The following is a 15,814-nucleotide window of genomic DNA, read 5'->3' on the forward strand; positions in this document are numbered from 1 at the left end:
TATTTACATGTATTTTTGAAAGTTGATTATAAACAAATTGATAAATTTGTTTAGCCAGAGTGTACTGAGGTTGGTGATTCAAGCCATAAATAAGGAGACAACAATGCGTGCACGTCATCAACTTACAACACTGCTTTTAGCACTATCTATAACGCCTTTCACTCAAGCGAATGATTTCGTTTTTGGCCATGTATACGAAGCGAGCCACAGTCACCACAAATGGGCCGAGTGGGCAGCTGATGAAATTGAAAAACGTAGTGAAGGTCGCCATCACATTGAAGTGTTCCCTTCCTCCCAGCTAGGTAATGAGGTTGAACTCAATGAAGGCCTCGGCTTAGGCACGCTGGATATCATCTATACCGGTAATGCTTTCGCTGGAAACGCTTATCCACCGATTGCGCTAGGCAGTGCTCCTTTCGTTTTCCGAGACTTTGATCACTGGATCGCCTATTCAAAAAGCGATCTCTTCAAAGAGCTTTCCCAAGGCTACGAAGAGAGCACGGGGCATGTGCCGCTTGGTTTGATCTATTTTGGCCAGCGCCATGTGACTGCCAACAAGCCGGTGCTTACTCCCGAAGACATGCAGGGCATGAAAATTCGCGTGCCTGATGCGCCGCTGCTGCTGATGTTCCCAAGAGCCGTTGGCGCCAACCCTACTCCGATTGCCTTCTCGGAGGTCTATCTGGCGCTTCAGCAGGGCGTAGTGGATGGCCAGGAAAATCCGCTGCCGATCATTCGCGCGATGAAGTTTGAAGAAGTGCAGTCGGACATCTCGCTGACCGGCCATATCTATGACAGCCAGCCGATCATTATGAGTAGCAATGCCTGGGCGAGTCTTTCCGCCGAGGATCAGGCACTTTTCCGGGACGTCTTTCAGGAGGCTGCTGAACAGGGGAGCCTGGATATCCAACAGCAGGAGCAGGATCTGGTGCCCTGGTTCCAGGAGCAAGGAACCCAGGTACACGAGGTTGATCGTGAAGCGTTTGCCGAAGCGGTAAGGCCGAGCCTGACGGGTGAAGACGTAGGTTGGACGGCTGATCAATACCAGCGCTTGGGGGCGATTGAGTGATGCAAGGGGATAAAGACACTCGTCAAGGTGAGGTGACGGCGATGTCAGTAGAGCCCGGCCGCGAAAGTGCGGCCGGAGGTGAATCTGGGCTATCGCACAATACTGCGACAGCGACACCACCGCCGAAATGGGTCTTCGAAGACCATGTAGCGCTTGGGGTCATGATCCTGCTGGGAAGCGTGGTTTTTGCGCAGTTCCTGTCACGCTACGTGTTCAACCACTCGATTGGCTGGACTGAAGAGGGCGCCCGCATGTTGCTGGTGCTGCTGGTGTTTATCGGCGCGGCTGGTGCTGCCTCGCGAGGAACTCACATCAACGTTGAGATTCTTGAGCTAATCGTGCCTGCAAAGGCAAAACGTTGGCTGCGTGGGTTCAATAACCTGCTTAGCGCTGGGTTCTTCGGCTATGTGGCCTGGCTTGCCTGGCAGGTTGGACAGCGGGTATGGAATTCCAGCATGAGCACGCTGCCGATCTCGAAAGGTTGGCTTTACACCGTGATTGCCGTGGCCTGTGCGGCAATGGCATTGCGTATGGCCCGCCAGGCCATCGCCTGCTGGCGTGGCAAGGAGGAGAAATGATCATTCTGCTGTTTGTAGCGCTAGCGTGTTTGTTATTGATTGGTGCCCCTGTTGCGGTCGCACTGGCCGGGTCGTCGCTGGTTTATCTGCTCGCCTCCGGCAAGATTCCGGACATTATTCTGATTCAGCGCATGGTGGGTGGGGTGGACAGTTTCCCACTACTGGCGGTGCCGTTCTTTATCCTGGCTGGCAACCTGATGAATGTTTGCGGTGTGACCGAGCGTATCTTCCGCTTCGCTGATTCAATGGTGGGATGGACCCGCGGCGGCCTGGGCCACGTTAATGTAGGCGCTTCGGTCATCTTTGCCGGCATGTCGGGCGCGGCCATTGCTGACGCTGGCGGCTTGGGTGCCGTTGAAATAAAGGCGATGCGTGATAAGGGCTATGACGTTGATTTTGCCGTGGGGATCACCGGGGCATCCTCAACCGTGGGCCCCATCATTCCGCCGTCGCTTCCGCTGGTGGTTTACGGGGTGGTGGCATCGGCCTCCATTGGTCAACTGTTTATTGCAGGCATTGTGCCGGGCTTACTGATCGCAGCAATGTTGATGCTGATGGTCGCGGTTATTTCGCACCGACGCGGTTACCCGGTGGGTGAGCGCTTTTCTGTGGCGCGCCTGCTGTCGTCATTTATGCATGCGGCCCTTTCGCTCATGATCCCGGTGATCATCGTGGGGGGTATCGTTCTGGGGATATTCACCCCGACCGAGAGCGCTATTGCAGCCGTGGCTTACGTGCTGGTGCTGGCAACGCTGGTATACCGTAGCGCCGGCTGGCGCCAGATCATTACGGTATTTCGTGAAACCATCGAAATGACCTCAGTGGTGCTGTTGATCGTTGCCGCCTCGTCAATTTTTGCCTGGATTCTTACCCGCGAAGGCGTGCCAGCGGCGTTCGCAGAATCGGTAATGGCGGTGGCCGATAACCCGATTGTCATTCTTCTGCTGATCAACCTGATTCTCTTGATCGTTGGCTGCTTCATGGAAACCGTGGCAGCGATCACCATCCTGACACCTGTGCTGCTGCCGCTGGCCGTCCAGGCAGGGGTCGATCCTGTTCAGTTCGGCATCATCATGGTGCTCAACCTAATGATCGGGCTTTTGACACCGCCGGTGGGGCTGGTCCTGTTTATTCTGGCGCGGATTGCCGATATCTCTTTCCCCCGTGCGGTTAAGGCCACGCTGCCCTTTATCGCGGCACTGTTAGTGTCGCTTTTGCTGATCACCTTTATTCCCGCTTTGACGCTATGGCTGCCTAGCCTGATCTAGTTTGGAGAATCAGTTGCATGAATCATCTGCATAGTAATCCTTCTGTGGCCCGTGATGCGATTATCGAGGCCATCGATATGGTGCCCATCGGCAGCTATTTGCCGGCGGACGGCGGCTATGGAAGCGCGCGGGAAATCGGCCACGCACGCATGGCTACCCTGGTGTTTGTACGTTTTTCGGCAGGTATTGTCGGTATTGGCGAGTGCTATGGCCCGCCCAAGACCACGCTGGCCTATTTGGACATTCTGCGCGAAGCCTATGTGGGGCAAAGCGCCTTCGACCACCGTGTGATCTGGCGGCGAATGACCAATGTGCTCTACCACGTGCGCGCCCAGAGCCAGCTCGCCGCGGCAGTCAGCGGGCTGGATATTGCACTGCACGACGGCCTTGGCAAGCTGCTGGGTCTGCCGGTTTACCGGCTGCTGGGCGGGGAAGAGCAGGACTCCGTGCAGGTCTACGCCTCCGGTGGCTATTTTCATGAACCGGCGGCGCTGCCTCTGGAAGCGCAGCTTGAGCGCGTGGCGGGGCAGTTTGATGGCTACAAGATCAAAATTGGTCACGGCATCAGAAGCGACCTTGAGCGGATGCGGAGCGCACGGCGGATTCTGGGCGATGACGTGGCCATCATGGCCGATATCAACGGGGCCTACACGGCGGACATCGCGCTGGAATCCATGGCCGCTTTGGCGCCGCTGCGCCCTTACTGGATCGAGGAGCCGGTGGCACCTGAAGATCTTCCGGGTTTCCGCCGCCTTGCCTCGCGCCGAGAGGGGCGTATTGCTGCGGGCGAGGCTTCGGTCAATGCTGTCGAGTTTCGTGAGCTGGCCGCCACCGGTGGTGTGGATGTGCTGATGCCGGATCTCAACCTATGTGGCGGCTATGTAGAAGCGCTGCGCATTGCAGACATGGCCCAGTTAAACGGCTTGAGAATCTCGCCTCACGTATGGGGAAGCGCAGTGGGCATTATGGCCGCCGCCCACTTCGCCGCCGCGCTGCCGCCGCATCCGCATCCCGACCGTAACCATACGCCTACCTGGGTCGAGTTTGACGTATCGGCCAATAACCCCCTGCGTGAAGCACTTTTAACGTCGCCGTTAAGCCTTGACCATGGGCGTCTTGCACTGCCCAGCGCTCCAGGGCTGGGTATCGAAATCGATGACGAGAGGCTGCAGGCGCTTAAGATTGATATTTAAGTAAGCCAATGCGCTTAGAAGCCGATACGCCAGGGGGATGCTCTGTTTAATCCGCCCACTGCCAGGGCGGTTCATCTAGCCACCCCTGGCCTAGGATAACGGTCTCACCAAACTCTTTATCCAGCGCGATAGAGTTACAGGCCTGATCTTGTTCCAGTGTCGCCACTAAGCGTGGCGCGTGGGAGACCACCCACACCTGGGTTTCCCTCGATGCACGGATAATCAGGCGGCCCAAGGCGGGAAGCAAATCCGGATGTAGACTGGTTTCTGGCTCATTCAACACTAGCAAGGAAGGCGGCCTGGGGGTGAGCAGCGCCGCCACCAGCAACAGATAGCGAAGCGTGCCGTCTGATAGTTCGGACTGGTTTAAGGGGCGCAACAGCCCCTTTTGTAGAAACTGCAGTAGAAAGCGATTACCAGCGTCGGCTTCAAAATTAATAGTGGCGCCGGGAAAGGCATCTTCAATCGCCTCGTACAACGCCTCGCGGTCGCCGATCTCGTGGATAGTTCGCAATGCGGCCACTAGACTGAGGCCATCGTGATCCAGCACCGTGGTGCGGGTGCCGATTTGCGGTGTGCGGATGAGGGAATTTGGATCGGTTCGGAACTGATCGTAGAAGCGCCAATGACGAATGGCTTGCCGAACAGCGTGGACTTCAGGCACGGCGACCGGGTCACTGATTTCGTTCAAAATGCTTTCGTAGCTATTAAGGTGGGCATCGTAAACCTGCCATTTACGACCTGCACGCACTTTGACCACAGACCCAACGCGGTCAATCAAACAGCTACTGGGTCGGCAGACATCGCCTGCCCAAATGCATTCCCGTTTTATCTCGGGGTCGAACTGGAACATGGACGGATCTTGGTAGCCCGCAAAGCCCTGAGAGGCGGGCATCCCCAATGAAATGGCGTAGCCGAAATCTTCACCCACAAAACCCAGCCTAAGCCGGGGGCTGTTTTTCTTAGCAGATCCCTCAATGGCAGCGGAGCCCTCTCGCATGTCTTTGGTGAGTTTTTCCGGGCCAGCCCAGAAGGTGTAATCAAGCCCGCCCTCTTGAGCAATCGATGAGATAAGATTGCCTTTGGCTGTTTCTGCCAATAATCGCAGCGCTTTGTATAGGTTGGACTTGCCGCACCCGTTGGGCCCCGTCACTACATTAAGACTCGACAGGGGAGAAACAATTTTTTTCAAGCTGCGGTAGTTGGATACGGCAAAGGTGTTGATCATAGGCTCTGCGGCGTTGGGGGCTGGCTGCTCTGAGCAGCGTGAAAATAACAGTTTAGCCCCAAGTGCCCCCTCACTAGAAGACATCGATAGCTGGAGATCTTAAGTGCCAATTGAGAGGCGGAATGTTCATATCCTCGATTTCGGTGAGGGTTTTGGTCGGCAGTTGCCTTTATTCTGTACTAGCTCTCTGACGAGAGTTTCATGCGGGCATCACTTCTTCTCAGTATTAAAAGATTCTCGGAAATATACCGAAAGACTGGATCAGGCAAGAACGAAAGAGTATTTGGCATTCTGATCCGTTCATTTTGAATCTATCATTCATATGCTGATGAAGCGACTAGCAAACCAAGCCTTCTTCTCTAAAAGAGCTAATTAACTCACATGTAGGAGATTAGAGGGGGAAGCGATCCATGAGGTTGCTTTTAGCTCAGTAGGTTGATCGAGTAGTTAAACGTAAGGAGTGAATCATGAAATTTTTAAATGCGGCCTTAATCATTGCATTACTGCTTTCTTCAGGCGTAGCACTTGCTGAAAGAGGCTCGGATGAAGATAACAGGATTGTTTATTCTGGATCGACATCTACAGATAGCGGTAACCAGGACATTCCAGCCTCCCAGGTGCTTTCTGACAACCCTTAAATCGAGCTAAATAGCTCAGTTGTAGGTAGTTTTTTTTTGAAGTAACTTAAAGTCATTGAAACTGCTCGGTGGCTTGTGGATTTTAAATTAATCACATGTCGCAGAGTTGGTCGAATGATGGATGGTTATTTAGGATAAGGAGTAAATTATGAAGATATTAATTGCAGCCTAAATGGTTATATTAGTACTTTTCTAAGGTGACAAAGTCCGTTGAGAGAGGTTCCGATGAAGATACGGAGGTTGCTTGCCTCGAGTCAATGTCTTCGCAGCAAGCGAAAGGAGTTTTTCATTATCTGAAACGCTGGTTATAAACCTTTAAGCGAACTATTGATTTTGATTTAGAAAACAATGCCGGGCGGGCCTAGTCTTTTTAGGCCCGCCCATTTATTTTCAGGCTTCCAGTTGATTCAGTAAGATTGATCTCTACGCAATGATACCCACCCTGCAATACGCTGTTGCACGCTCATGGCGACTACCATCAAACTGGGTAGGAACGTCAGAGTGATGAGTGTGGAAAACGCGATGCCAAACATCACGATGGCACCCAGGCCGCGGTAGAGTTCGGTGCCCGCACCGGGAATCAGTACCAGAGGGGCAATGCCGAAGATGGTGGTCAGGCTGGACATCAGGATCGCCCGCAGACGTATCCTAACCGCTTCGTTGACGGCCGCGACGATGGATTCCGAGCCTTCCTCCAGTCGCTGGTAGGCTTCCTGAACGATCAGGATCGGATTGTTGACGACGGAGCCGAGCAATACCAGAAAACCGAGCAGTGTGATCATATCGAAAGGCTGGTGGATGCCAAACGGAGCGCCGACGCCGTTGAGTATCGCCAAGCCAAGAATCCCGCCCGCAAGTCCCAGGGGAATCGTGGCCATGACGAATAACGGCCGCCCCCAGTGACGGAAAATCGCTACCAGCATCAGATAGCACAACAAGACCGCGATCATGAAATTACCCGAGACCGCTTCGCGGGTGGCTTGCAGTTGGTCGCTAGCACCGGTGATATCTATCGAGACGCCGTGCGGGAGCTCACCGTCACTGCGCATAGCCCCGATTAACTCGCTTTCCACGCGTTCGACGCCCGTTTCCAGCGCCACCGAACGCGGCGGCACTATATTCAACGTCACCGTACGGCGCCCATCCAGCCGCCGAATGCTGTCCGTATCGATGGACTCGTTCAAATCGGCCAAAGCGGAAAGTGGCAGTACGTCGCCAGAGGGTGTGGCAATGGGCAGGTCTCCTAGGCGCTCCGCCCGCTGCTCGCTACCCGCGCTGCTGAATAGGTAGATGTCGACCCGGCGGTCATCCAGGATCATCTGGTCGGCAAAAGCACCATCGCTTAGCGCCGCCACGGAATAGCCAAAGCGCTCAGCGTCGAGCCCGACTTCCACCAGACGCTCCCACCGAGGCTGGATCTCCAGCAATAACTGATCCAGGCTGAGTGAGCTCGGTTCGGAACCAATTTGCGCGTCTTCGAACAGTGCTCCTGCGCGGGCATAGGCAAGGCTCGCGACCTGATAGATCTCGGCAAGATCAGAGCCGGAAATGTCCATGTTGATACTGCGCGTACCGCCATCGTTGGTAGAGATGATGGAGCCCCGTGAGGCGAATGCGCGCATGCCCGGCCAGGCCGTAAAGCGTGCCTCGAGGGCGCCCATTAACGCTTCCAGATCGGTGGGATCTTTCGGGTCGGTAATAACACGAATGCCCTGGGCGTCGACGAACATGGCGAAGAAGCGTAGTGCGGGCATATTCGTTTCGCCACGGTGAAAGCGTGCCGGCTCGTCATCAAGACGCTGCTGCAGTTCCGGGATTAGCTCCTGCGCGATGGATTCCATCTCTGTCAGGTTGTAGCCCGGCGGTGCGATCATTGTAGAGAAGATGCGTGCCTCTTCGCCTTCAGGCAAGTACTCCGCCGGTGGGGTTAGCCACACCACGACCCATGCTGACAAGCCAAGCGTGCCGACTAGAATCGTTATTCGCCGTATCGGGCGGCAATAGGCGCGGGCGATCCAGCGACCGATGCGATCAAAGACGCCTTCCTCTACGGTAGCACCTGACTGGATTGCCGGTAGCAGTCGCGCCGCCATCGCCGGAAGCACGGTCACCGCCACGGCCAACGAGGCAAGAATAGAAGAGGAAATCGCAATCGCGATATCCGAATAGAGCTGTCCGGCTTCCTCCTGAATGAATAGCGTGGGGGCAAATACCAGGACTGATGTCAGCGTGCTCGCCATGACCGCCGTCCAGACCCGGCCCACGCCTGCCACTGCGGCATCGAAGGGCTTCAGGCCGCGTCGTCGTGCCTGGTCGATGCTTTCGAGTACGACGATGGTGTTGTCGAGCGTCATGCCAATGGCAAACGCTACCCCGGCCAATGAGATAACGTTCAGCGTTCGTCCGGCGAGTAAGAGGCCGATGAAGGCGGCGATCGTGCAGACCGGAATGGCGATCACCCCGACAAAGGTGCTGCGCGCCGAACGCAGGAAGGCAAACATTATCAGTGTTGCCAGCAGTGTCCCGAGTAAAAGGTTATTCCAGACGTTGGCGACCGAGTCTTCCACGTAGCGCGCATCTTCGTTGATCAGCGTCATTTCAAGACCCAGCGGCGCCAGAATCTCGTCGCTGATCGCCTCGACTTCCGGCAGTACGGCATACTTGGTCTGGACGACATTCGATCCCGTTTCGCGGCGCACCGCCAGGATCAGTGAAGGTAGGCCGTTATAGAATGCCCGGGTACGCATTTCATGGTGACTGAGCCGGATATCGGCCAATTCGGAGAGCCGCATCAAGGCGCCACGGCGCTCGGCAATGATCAACTCGCCCATATCGGTGGGCTCACGGAAGCGGCCGATCGTGCGTGCCATCACACTGCGTTTGCCACTGTCCAGGTCTCCCGCTGAACTGTCGACGTTACGGGTCTGCAGTGCATTGCGCACATCGGTCATGTCGAGCCCGCGTTCGGCCAAACGGTACGGATCGATTTCTATGCGCACCTGCCGTGCTTCCGCGCCCCATATTTCCACAAGCGAAACACCATTGACCCGCTCCATACGGGGGCGCACCTCATCCTCCAGGAAGTTACGCATCATCTCCAGGTCGAGGTTTTCCCCACTTTCCGCACGTGGCCCGATGCGGAAATACATAAAGGGTTCGTCAGAGGAAGAGACTGTCGTCAGGGCGGGGGCATCGACATTTTCAGGGTAGCTGGATACTTGGCTTAGGGCGTTGTTGGTTCGTATCAACGCTTCATTAATGTCGACACCGAAGGGAAACTCCAGTTCGATACTGGCTTGACCGATGTTGGCGGTGGAAACCATTCGTTGGAGATTGGGCAAGGTGCGGAGGTATTGTTCCTGCTCGATAAGGATCTCTTGCTCCACGTCACGTGGAGACGCCCCGGGCCAGCTTGTTTCCACGCTGATGGTGCGTACTTCCAGGTCGGGGATCATCTGAACGGGTACACGTAGTGCAGCAGTGATCCCCAGCAAGCACAGGATCAGAACCGCGACGGCGATGAGGGTGCTGTGGTGAATAACGCGTCCGAAATCCATATTAGCGCTCCACCACTTCGACGGGCTGACCATCGGTCAAGGCCTCGTTGCCTCGGATGACGACCTGATCGCCCTGGCGCAGGGTGTCACCTGTAATGGCAGCCTGTCCGTCCTGTTCATACAGAATGTGCACCCGGTGTCGACGGGCGATTTCTTCATCGTCTGCGTTATCGACGATGTAGACGCTGTGGCTGCCATCCGGTTGGCGCAGCAACGCATCGCGGCTGATGGTCAACGTATCTGTTGCTTGCGAGGTTAACGAAATTTCTGCTCTTGCGGAGGTGCCAGGAAGTAACCGGCTCTGCGGATCGTTTACCAGTAGACGAAGTAGAAAGGTTCTCGCCTCGGGGTCAGTCACGGGAACCCGTGCAATGATCTGCGCTGGCAATGGGGTGTCACCAAGCGTATCGGCAAATACTTGCGCTTGTGTCTGATCATCCAACTGCTCAAATCGCTCTTGGGGCACTTGTACATCCAGGCGCACACGATCAATCGCAACTAACGATAACACCGGCGTTCCCCGTTGCACCCATTCGCCAACTTCGGTGAGTTTTTCGGCGACGACGCCTGGGAAAGGGGCTGGCAAAGTGTGCCGTTCAACCAGTTCTTCCTGCTCTCGTGTGGCTGCTTGAGCGGAGGCTGCCGATGCCCGTGCTAGGTTTAGCCTAGCGACACGCGATGCGACCTCTGTTGCGGGGATGGCCTGATGTTCAGCGAGCCGCTGTGCCTCATTAACCAAGCGCTCGGCCTCACGTACCGAGGCGTTTGCCTCTTCCTCCTGAGCGCGAGCACGCATGAGCGCCTGTTGTGCAAGGGCCGGGTCGAGTTCCAGCAGTACCTGCCCGGTCTCAACATGATCACCCGCTTCAACATGCACGTGAGCCACGAGCCCGTCCGCGCGAGGGGAGAGCCGGGTCTGGCGCTCAGCGGTGAGGGTGCCCGTAAGTGACAACTGCTCGCCTAACGTCGCCAGTTCCGCTGGTGCCACTGAGATAGGTACGGCAGCACGCTCATTGTCACTTATATTATTGTCAGGAGGGGCGCCACAGGCGGTCAGAAGAAAACAGGTTAACCCAGAAAGCCAGAATTTGATGGTCATGGTCATTCTCTCCGGCCATCCTCTGCTAGGAGAAAAGCCATCAGTGGGTTTCGATTACTGTGAATGGAGTAGTGCAGGTGCCACTCTGTCATCACACGCCGATGCGCTCACCGCTAGCGGCAGGACGCGGCTTACGTCGGACGATGCGGTAGACGGTGGCGGGAGGGACATTTACGAGTATGCGACCGACACGCATGGCCTTCAGCCCAAGACGATCGAGCAGCGTTCGGGGTATCGGGCAACGGGGGCCGTAAGTGAACTGATAGAAAGATCCTTCGGGCCGCATTTTGGTAAAAGCACCGTCCAGAATGGCGATCATCTTGCGTGGAGACATTGACAGCATGGGTAACCCACTAACGACAGCACCCGCATGCGCCCCGTCGAAAAACTTAACTTCGTGTAGCCGTGAAGCATCAATACAAAACGTGTGGGCATGCCCGAAGCGATGCTGTAGCCGGGTAACGAATGCCGCGTCATTCTCGATTAATGCTATGTTTTTCTGGTCGATACCACGCTCAATGAGTGCGTGTGTAAAGACACCCGTCCCCGGCCCAAGCTCGATGATCAGGCCCGTATCCATAGATATTTCCGAGGTGATAAGGTTGGCCAACGCTCGACCAGAAGGCATGAGCGCACCAATACTCAGTGGGTTAAAGAGCCAAGCCTTGAAGAATAAAAATGTATCGGACAGGTTTCTAAGTTCCATAGCTTTTCTAAACTCTTCCAAAGGATCGAAGACGGCAGCATCTGCGAAGGCTATCGATTGTTAACAAGGCCCTGCCTACTATTAATACTTCGCTGCTCTCTATATGTGATTATCTCTGCTTACCGAGCCGGACTAACAAAACTTTTCGCTGGGAATGAAAAAGTAAGCCATGGTTGTACCCACAGTGTGTCAAAGATTGGTTATTTTGTAGCAAGGTGCATCAAGGTAGCTAAAGCGCGATAAATCTTGCTGAAGCTACGCAGCTATTTATCCATCGGAGGAGGTTTCTATTGCGAATGGTCGAGGTCAAACTCATCGAACGCTAAGCAGTGGTTTCAGGCGAATGCTGATTGGCGGTCGGGGGCTGAGGCTTACCGATTGGGCGTCCTCCGTCTTGCGAGTGACACGGTGCTGCTACCTGTCTCTTCCAGCAAGTATATTCGGGGGCTACTTTTCTCAGATTTTGCGGTCGAGTCGTTATTGATGGTTAATTCGTCATTTTATACTCAGCACAGAAATTAAGAAGTAGTTTAGGTCAGCAAGAATATAACTAAAAGAGTCCCTACGCCTGCCACTCCTATTATGTTGGTGAACTCTACTATTTCATCCTCTGTATCATTTGGTAGCCAAGCTGTAGTGCTTTTTGATTTTATTTTGGAAAATATTAAGGCCGTAGTGCTAGCTTCAACGCTGAAGACGGCAATGACGCTTTCAATTGATCCTGCATTAAGAAGCATCATGGGTAAAGCTAAAAAAGCGGTTAAAGTTATTGTAATGCGTAAAGCAAAGCACTGTGAATGGCTTAATGTTCTAGGGGATTCCGGGAACCAAACATTTGAGAATGACGTTTTCTCTTTCATGCATAGCGTTACAAAAAAACGCTTGGATAGTGAAAGTATAGATATAACCATTTTATTGCACCTATTCTCCATGAGCCCCGAAAAGCTCAGTCGGGGGAACGTCGATTAGTCTCCTGTTACCTCGCGGATATCATCGAGGAGGTCGTCAAAGTAGGGATTCCAGGTCAGGCGGGCGTGGTATTTTTCCGCGTCTCTCTGACCCCATGCGCCGAACCACAGGGTATCTGGGTCATCGGGTGGCAAGAGACCATCCTGGCCGTTTTCCAGCATGATGTAGCGACCCGCTTGACCGTAATAGGTATTCTCAGGCGCAAACAGCACATTCATGTGGGAAAAGTTGCTGATTCGCCGATCGGGAAGGTGGCTGGTAAGGGCGGTGACGCGGGAATCGTCATGGTGCTGTGGTGGATCGCCGTACCAGACGAATCTCGATTGTGGGTTGGGAAAGCGGTTTTGAAAGGCCGTGAGCGTCGCGTTGGGGTCAAGGACGCTATCATGCTGGCTCATCGTTATGAGTACGGGTTTATCAAAGTGTACGGTGTCGAGATTTTTTTGCACGGTGCTGACCGAGCGATAATAGAGAGAGGCACCGCGCGTAGGAAGCGACTGGTAAGTGACGATATTGTCCTCGTCATCAATGTCGAGCCAGTCCCAAAAATAGGAAATGGCCGGGGCGAGAAATAGGTAGTTGGTATTGGGGTAAAATCCGGGAGAAAATAGCAGTAGTCCGTCGACATTGTCGTCTGTGAACGCATGGGAGGTGACCAGGTTACCGCCGGTTGAGAAGCCGCCAAGCCAAAGTTCATCGACCTCGGCTGCAAGCAGTTTGGCGTGATGGGCAATTATTTTTTCCCAATCATCATTATCAGGCAGCATCAGATCGGCGGGGCGTGTGCCGTGGCCGGGCAGAAGGATTGAGCGAACCAGCCAGCCGTCATTCGCCATGGCGGTGGCGATATCGATGAAATACCACGGGCTTGCGCCCAGTCCATGCACTAACAGGATACCGCGTTTGGCCGGTTTATCAGGGCGGAGTTCGAACGGCGTATTGAGCTGTATTTCAAGGTCGCGGTCGTCACTGATGAAAGCGCGGTTATCCGCAATCCATGCACGTGTTTCGCGCACATATTGATCGAAACTCTCCTGATCATAGCGAGGCAGGTTTTCTGAGGGTTGAAAACCGGCGGAATCCGGCGGCACAGCGCAGGAAGTCAGCAGAAAGAGTGTGAAAAGTAGAACGCTAAGTCGGCTAATCATGGAGCCCTCTCTGTAGGTGCTTGCCTCTGAAAAAGCGTCACAAATTGTGCTCTCCCATATTTAGAATGACCGGGCAGGCGGGCTGTGCAGTGTTTAAACAGCAGCGTTATTTTTCGACGGTTACTGTCATTTCACTGTTTAAGGCAAACCCTGGCAGCACGGCCTCGGCCTCGATTGCGATTAACCATTCCGGTTCGGCAAGGCCGTACACAATCAACCAAGTAGCCGCCGGCGGGGCGATGGGGAAACGATGCTTCAGCGCCTCCATTACTACTTGCTGGTCGTAGCGAGCGGATTCGGCTAAGTAGATCCTCAACATCACTACCCGAAATAGATCTCCACCAAGGCTTGATAGCAATCGTTCGATATTGTCCAGCGCCGCCTCAGTCTGTTCGGGAAGTTCGGGGCCCGCCAGCTCTCCTGTGGTATCCACCCCTACCTGGCTAGACATCAGCACCCGGGTGCCTCCCTGAACTAATACCGCTTGGCTATGACCTTCGGTCAACGTATTGGGCAGATTGGGCGGGTTTAACGGTTTGCGTCTTAAAATTTGCATGACCACCTCCTTAGTAAGTTCATAGGGTTGCTTGTAAGGATGACCACTCAATCGCGCCTGATACTCTGTTGAATGAGCAATGGCCGCTGGTTGTCAGCATGTTTTCAATACATGCAGTCAACGTCGTCGCTAATTTGTGTTCTGGTTAAGAGCTTCTGTGTTCGACGAGCCTATGGTTCCACTATCGGCCAACTTTTCTTTCTCGTTTCTTACTGACACTGCGTTTGCACCAAACACACTGCAATTCGTAAGACCCACAATTTAAAGCACGCCTGCCGTGAGCGCCTTGAGTGTTGCCGCAGCACGTGTGGCACAGTTTAGTTTTCGGAAAATGCTCTCAACATGAGTACCAACGGTGCTGGGGCTGATACCCAGAGCGCGGGCGGTTTCTTTATTACTCGCACCTAGGCTGATCTGGCGCAGAACCTCAAGTTCGCGTGGCGATAGCATCGCGCTGTCAGGCACAGGGCGTGGAGGGGGGTGGCCAGATACGGCAATAATCGCTGCTTCCACAATGTCGGCGTCGAAGCCTCCGGCGTTTGCCTCATTCCGAAGCACCTGCGCAGCTTGTTGCAGGGTGTGCTCACGGCGCCAGGGGCGTGCTTCAATGAGTGTCTGCAGTGCAATAGCCGTGGCCAGCACTCGGTGCGTTGTCCCTAGGGTGTCTCCGGTCACACCACGAAAGTAGCCGCTGCCATCCAAGCGTTCATACGCATAAGACGCCAGTTCTGCTGCAAGTTTTAGGCTTGGGAGTTGGCTCGCTGCTCGCGAAGTCCAGTAGGGCATCAGTCTGATTTGCTCCCACTGATGGCTAGAGAGTTGTTCTGGTGAAGTCTTCCAAAGTTGGTTGGGTAGCGCTGCCCTCCCGATGCCATGCAGCAGTGCGGCATCTCTTAACATGTCTTTTTCCGCTGTTTGCAGGCCCAGGACGTTGGCACATTGGGTGGCCAAATTCGCAACACGACGGGAGTGGCCCGCCAGCCAAGGTAGTTTGAGTTCTACGACGTCCGCCAGCAGTGTCAATTGAGAGGATCTTTCTAATCCTCCTGTCTGAAGATCCCAGTCAGTTACCCTTGGTGGTATAGCATCCATACCATCGAGCCAGTGCGAGCCATGGGCAATGGCAAGTTCGGCCAGGTCTGCTGGATATTTTGTGCCAGCCTCAGCCCGTAGGAGTATCATCGCCTGTTCGCGCCCATGGGTGCGCGAGAGAATCTCAAGGTCGCTCGCCACATTGACCCGATAAGTTACCCGCGGTACGGCGTCTCCGCCGAGACCTTGCGGCGCCCCTCTACTATCGTACCGTTCGAATATGTGGCGTAAACCTGCAATCACCTCTTGAGGCATGCCGAGGGTTGCTGCCACTTCACCGGATATTTCGCAATGAATCACGGCCAGCGGCACGATCATGGCTTGGGTATGTGCGTCCAATGGCGGCAACGTTTGCGCCATCATGGCCGCGCGCGAGGCGATGTCGTCGCCCAGCAGATCGGCAAAGCCACTGGCATTGGCAGTGCAGCCTGACCAACGCAGCAGAGCAGCAGCGTGGGCGTGATTTTGCTCGTTGTCCCCCGCACCTTCTGCGGCTGTAAGTAGGCCCGCTAATTCGGCCGTACGGCGTGAGTGGTCAGTAGCCCGGCCCATGCTGAGGTCGCCAACGAAGGCGAGAGCTAGAACGGCATCGGTTAAGTCCATGAGGGTGTTGAATCGGTGGATGAAGTAATAGAAATGGGAGGCACTATAGCGCTGCTGGGCATTAACAGAGTATCGGTTGTTCGACCGATACCGGCCAATGGGCTAACTCG

The 15,814-nt window shown here is 54.7% G+C and carries 13 protein-coding genes; 5 read left to right on the forward strand and 8 right to left on the reverse strand.

Features of this window, described 5'->3' with window-relative positions; all coding sequences use genetic code 11:
* Positions 1–103 precede the first annotated feature (103 nt).
* The 4 genes from SR894_RS03485 to SR894_RS03500 are packed head-to-tail and all read left to right on the forward strand — an operon-like array spanning position 104 to position 4,108.
* The gene (locus SR894_RS03485; protein WP_133733016.1) at positions 104–1,069 is read left to right on the forward strand and encodes a sialic acid TRAP transporter substrate-binding protein SiaP; all 966 of its coding nucleotides are present in this window, start codon (positions 104–106) and stop codon (positions 1,067–1,069) included.
* Positions 1,069–1,647 (forward strand): TRAP transporter small permease, encoded by a 579-nt coding sequence (locus tag SR894_RS03490; protein ID WP_133733017.1) that lies wholly within the window; start codon positions 1,069–1,071, stop codon positions 1,645–1,647. Before SR894_RS03485 ends, SR894_RS03490 begins: the two co-directional genes overlap by 1 nt.
* Entirely contained in the window at positions 1,644–2,915 is a 1,272-nt protein-coding gene (locus tag SR894_RS03495) for a TRAP transporter large permease (RefSeq protein ID WP_133733018.1), read from the forward strand. The genes SR894_RS03490 and SR894_RS03495 overlap by 4 nt, the downstream gene beginning before the upstream one ends.
* Before the next feature lie 17 nt (positions 2,916–2,932).
* Complete coding sequence (locus SR894_RS03500) at positions 2,933–4,108, forward strand: mandelate racemase/muconate lactonizing enzyme family protein (RefSeq protein ID WP_133733019.1); 1,176 nt, start codon at positions 2,933–2,935, stop codon at positions 4,106–4,108.
* A 46-nt stretch (positions 4,109–4,154) separates the two neighbouring features.
* On the opposite strand, the gene SR894_RS03505 is transcribed toward SR894_RS03500, so the two are convergent.
* Positions 4,155–5,336: an AAA family ATPase gene (locus tag SR894_RS03505; protein ID WP_133733020.1), complete on the reverse strand. Its 1,182-nt coding sequence runs from the start codon at positions 5,334–5,336 to the stop codon at positions 4,155–4,157.
* A gap of 467 nt (positions 5,337–5,803) precedes the next feature.
* On the opposite strand from SR894_RS03505, the gene SR894_RS03510 reads away from it, so the two are divergent.
* The gene (locus SR894_RS03510; protein WP_022519819.1) at positions 5,804–5,974 is read left to right on the forward strand and encodes a DUF2790 domain-containing protein; all 171 of its coding nucleotides are present in this window, start codon (positions 5,804–5,806) and stop codon (positions 5,972–5,974) included.
* 407 nt (positions 5,975–6,381) lie between these two features.
* Here the strand turns inward: SR894_RS03510 and SR894_RS03515 are convergent, their stop codons facing one another.
* The 7 genes from SR894_RS03515 to SR894_RS03545 form a co-directional block, all read right to left on the reverse strand.
* Positions 6,382–9,531 carry an efflux RND transporter permease subunit gene (locus tag SR894_RS03515; RefSeq protein WP_133733021.1) on the reverse strand — a complete coding sequence of 1,050 codons (3,150 nt, stop codon included), beginning with the start codon at positions 9,529–9,531 and terminating at the stop codon, positions 6,382–6,384.
* A 1-nt stretch (position 9,532) separates the two neighbouring features.
* Positions 9,533–10,630 (reverse strand): efflux RND transporter periplasmic adaptor subunit, encoded by a 1,098-nt coding sequence (locus SR894_RS03520; protein ID WP_244286588.1) that lies wholly within the window; start codon positions 10,628–10,630, stop codon positions 9,533–9,535.
* Positions 10,631–10,721: 91 nt separating this feature from the next.
* Entirely contained in the window at positions 10,722–11,258 is a 537-nt protein-coding gene (locus SR894_RS03525) for a class I SAM-dependent methyltransferase (protein WP_244286589.1), read from the reverse strand.
* Between the two features lie 608 nt (positions 11,259–11,866).
* The gene (locus SR894_RS03530) at positions 11,867–12,247 is read right to left on the reverse strand and encodes a hypothetical protein (protein WP_133733023.1); all 381 of its coding nucleotides are present in this window, start codon (positions 12,245–12,247) and stop codon (positions 11,867–11,869) included.
* 54 nt (positions 12,248–12,301) lie between these two features.
* A complete protein-coding gene (locus SR894_RS03535; protein ID WP_133733024.1) occupies positions 12,302–13,453 on the reverse strand; it encodes an alpha/beta hydrolase in 1,152 nt (383 codons plus the stop codon).
* A 106-nt stretch (positions 13,454–13,559) separates the two neighbouring features.
* The gene (locus SR894_RS03540) at positions 13,560–14,009 is read right to left on the reverse strand and encodes a Rid family hydrolase (RefSeq protein ID WP_133733025.1); all 450 of its coding nucleotides are present in this window, start codon (positions 14,007–14,009) and stop codon (positions 13,560–13,562) included.
* Between the two features lie 261 nt (positions 14,010–14,270).
* Positions 14,271–15,704: an HD domain-containing phosphohydrolase gene (locus SR894_RS03545; protein WP_133733026.1), complete on the reverse strand. Its 1,434-nt coding sequence runs from the start codon at positions 15,702–15,704 to the stop codon at positions 14,271–14,273.
* Positions 15,705–15,814 lie beyond the last annotated feature (110 nt).

This window comes from Vreelandella neptunia, from assembly GCF_034479615.1.
Lineage (GTDB): Bacteria > Pseudomonadota > Gammaproteobacteria > Pseudomonadales > Halomonadaceae > Vreelandella > Vreelandella neptunia.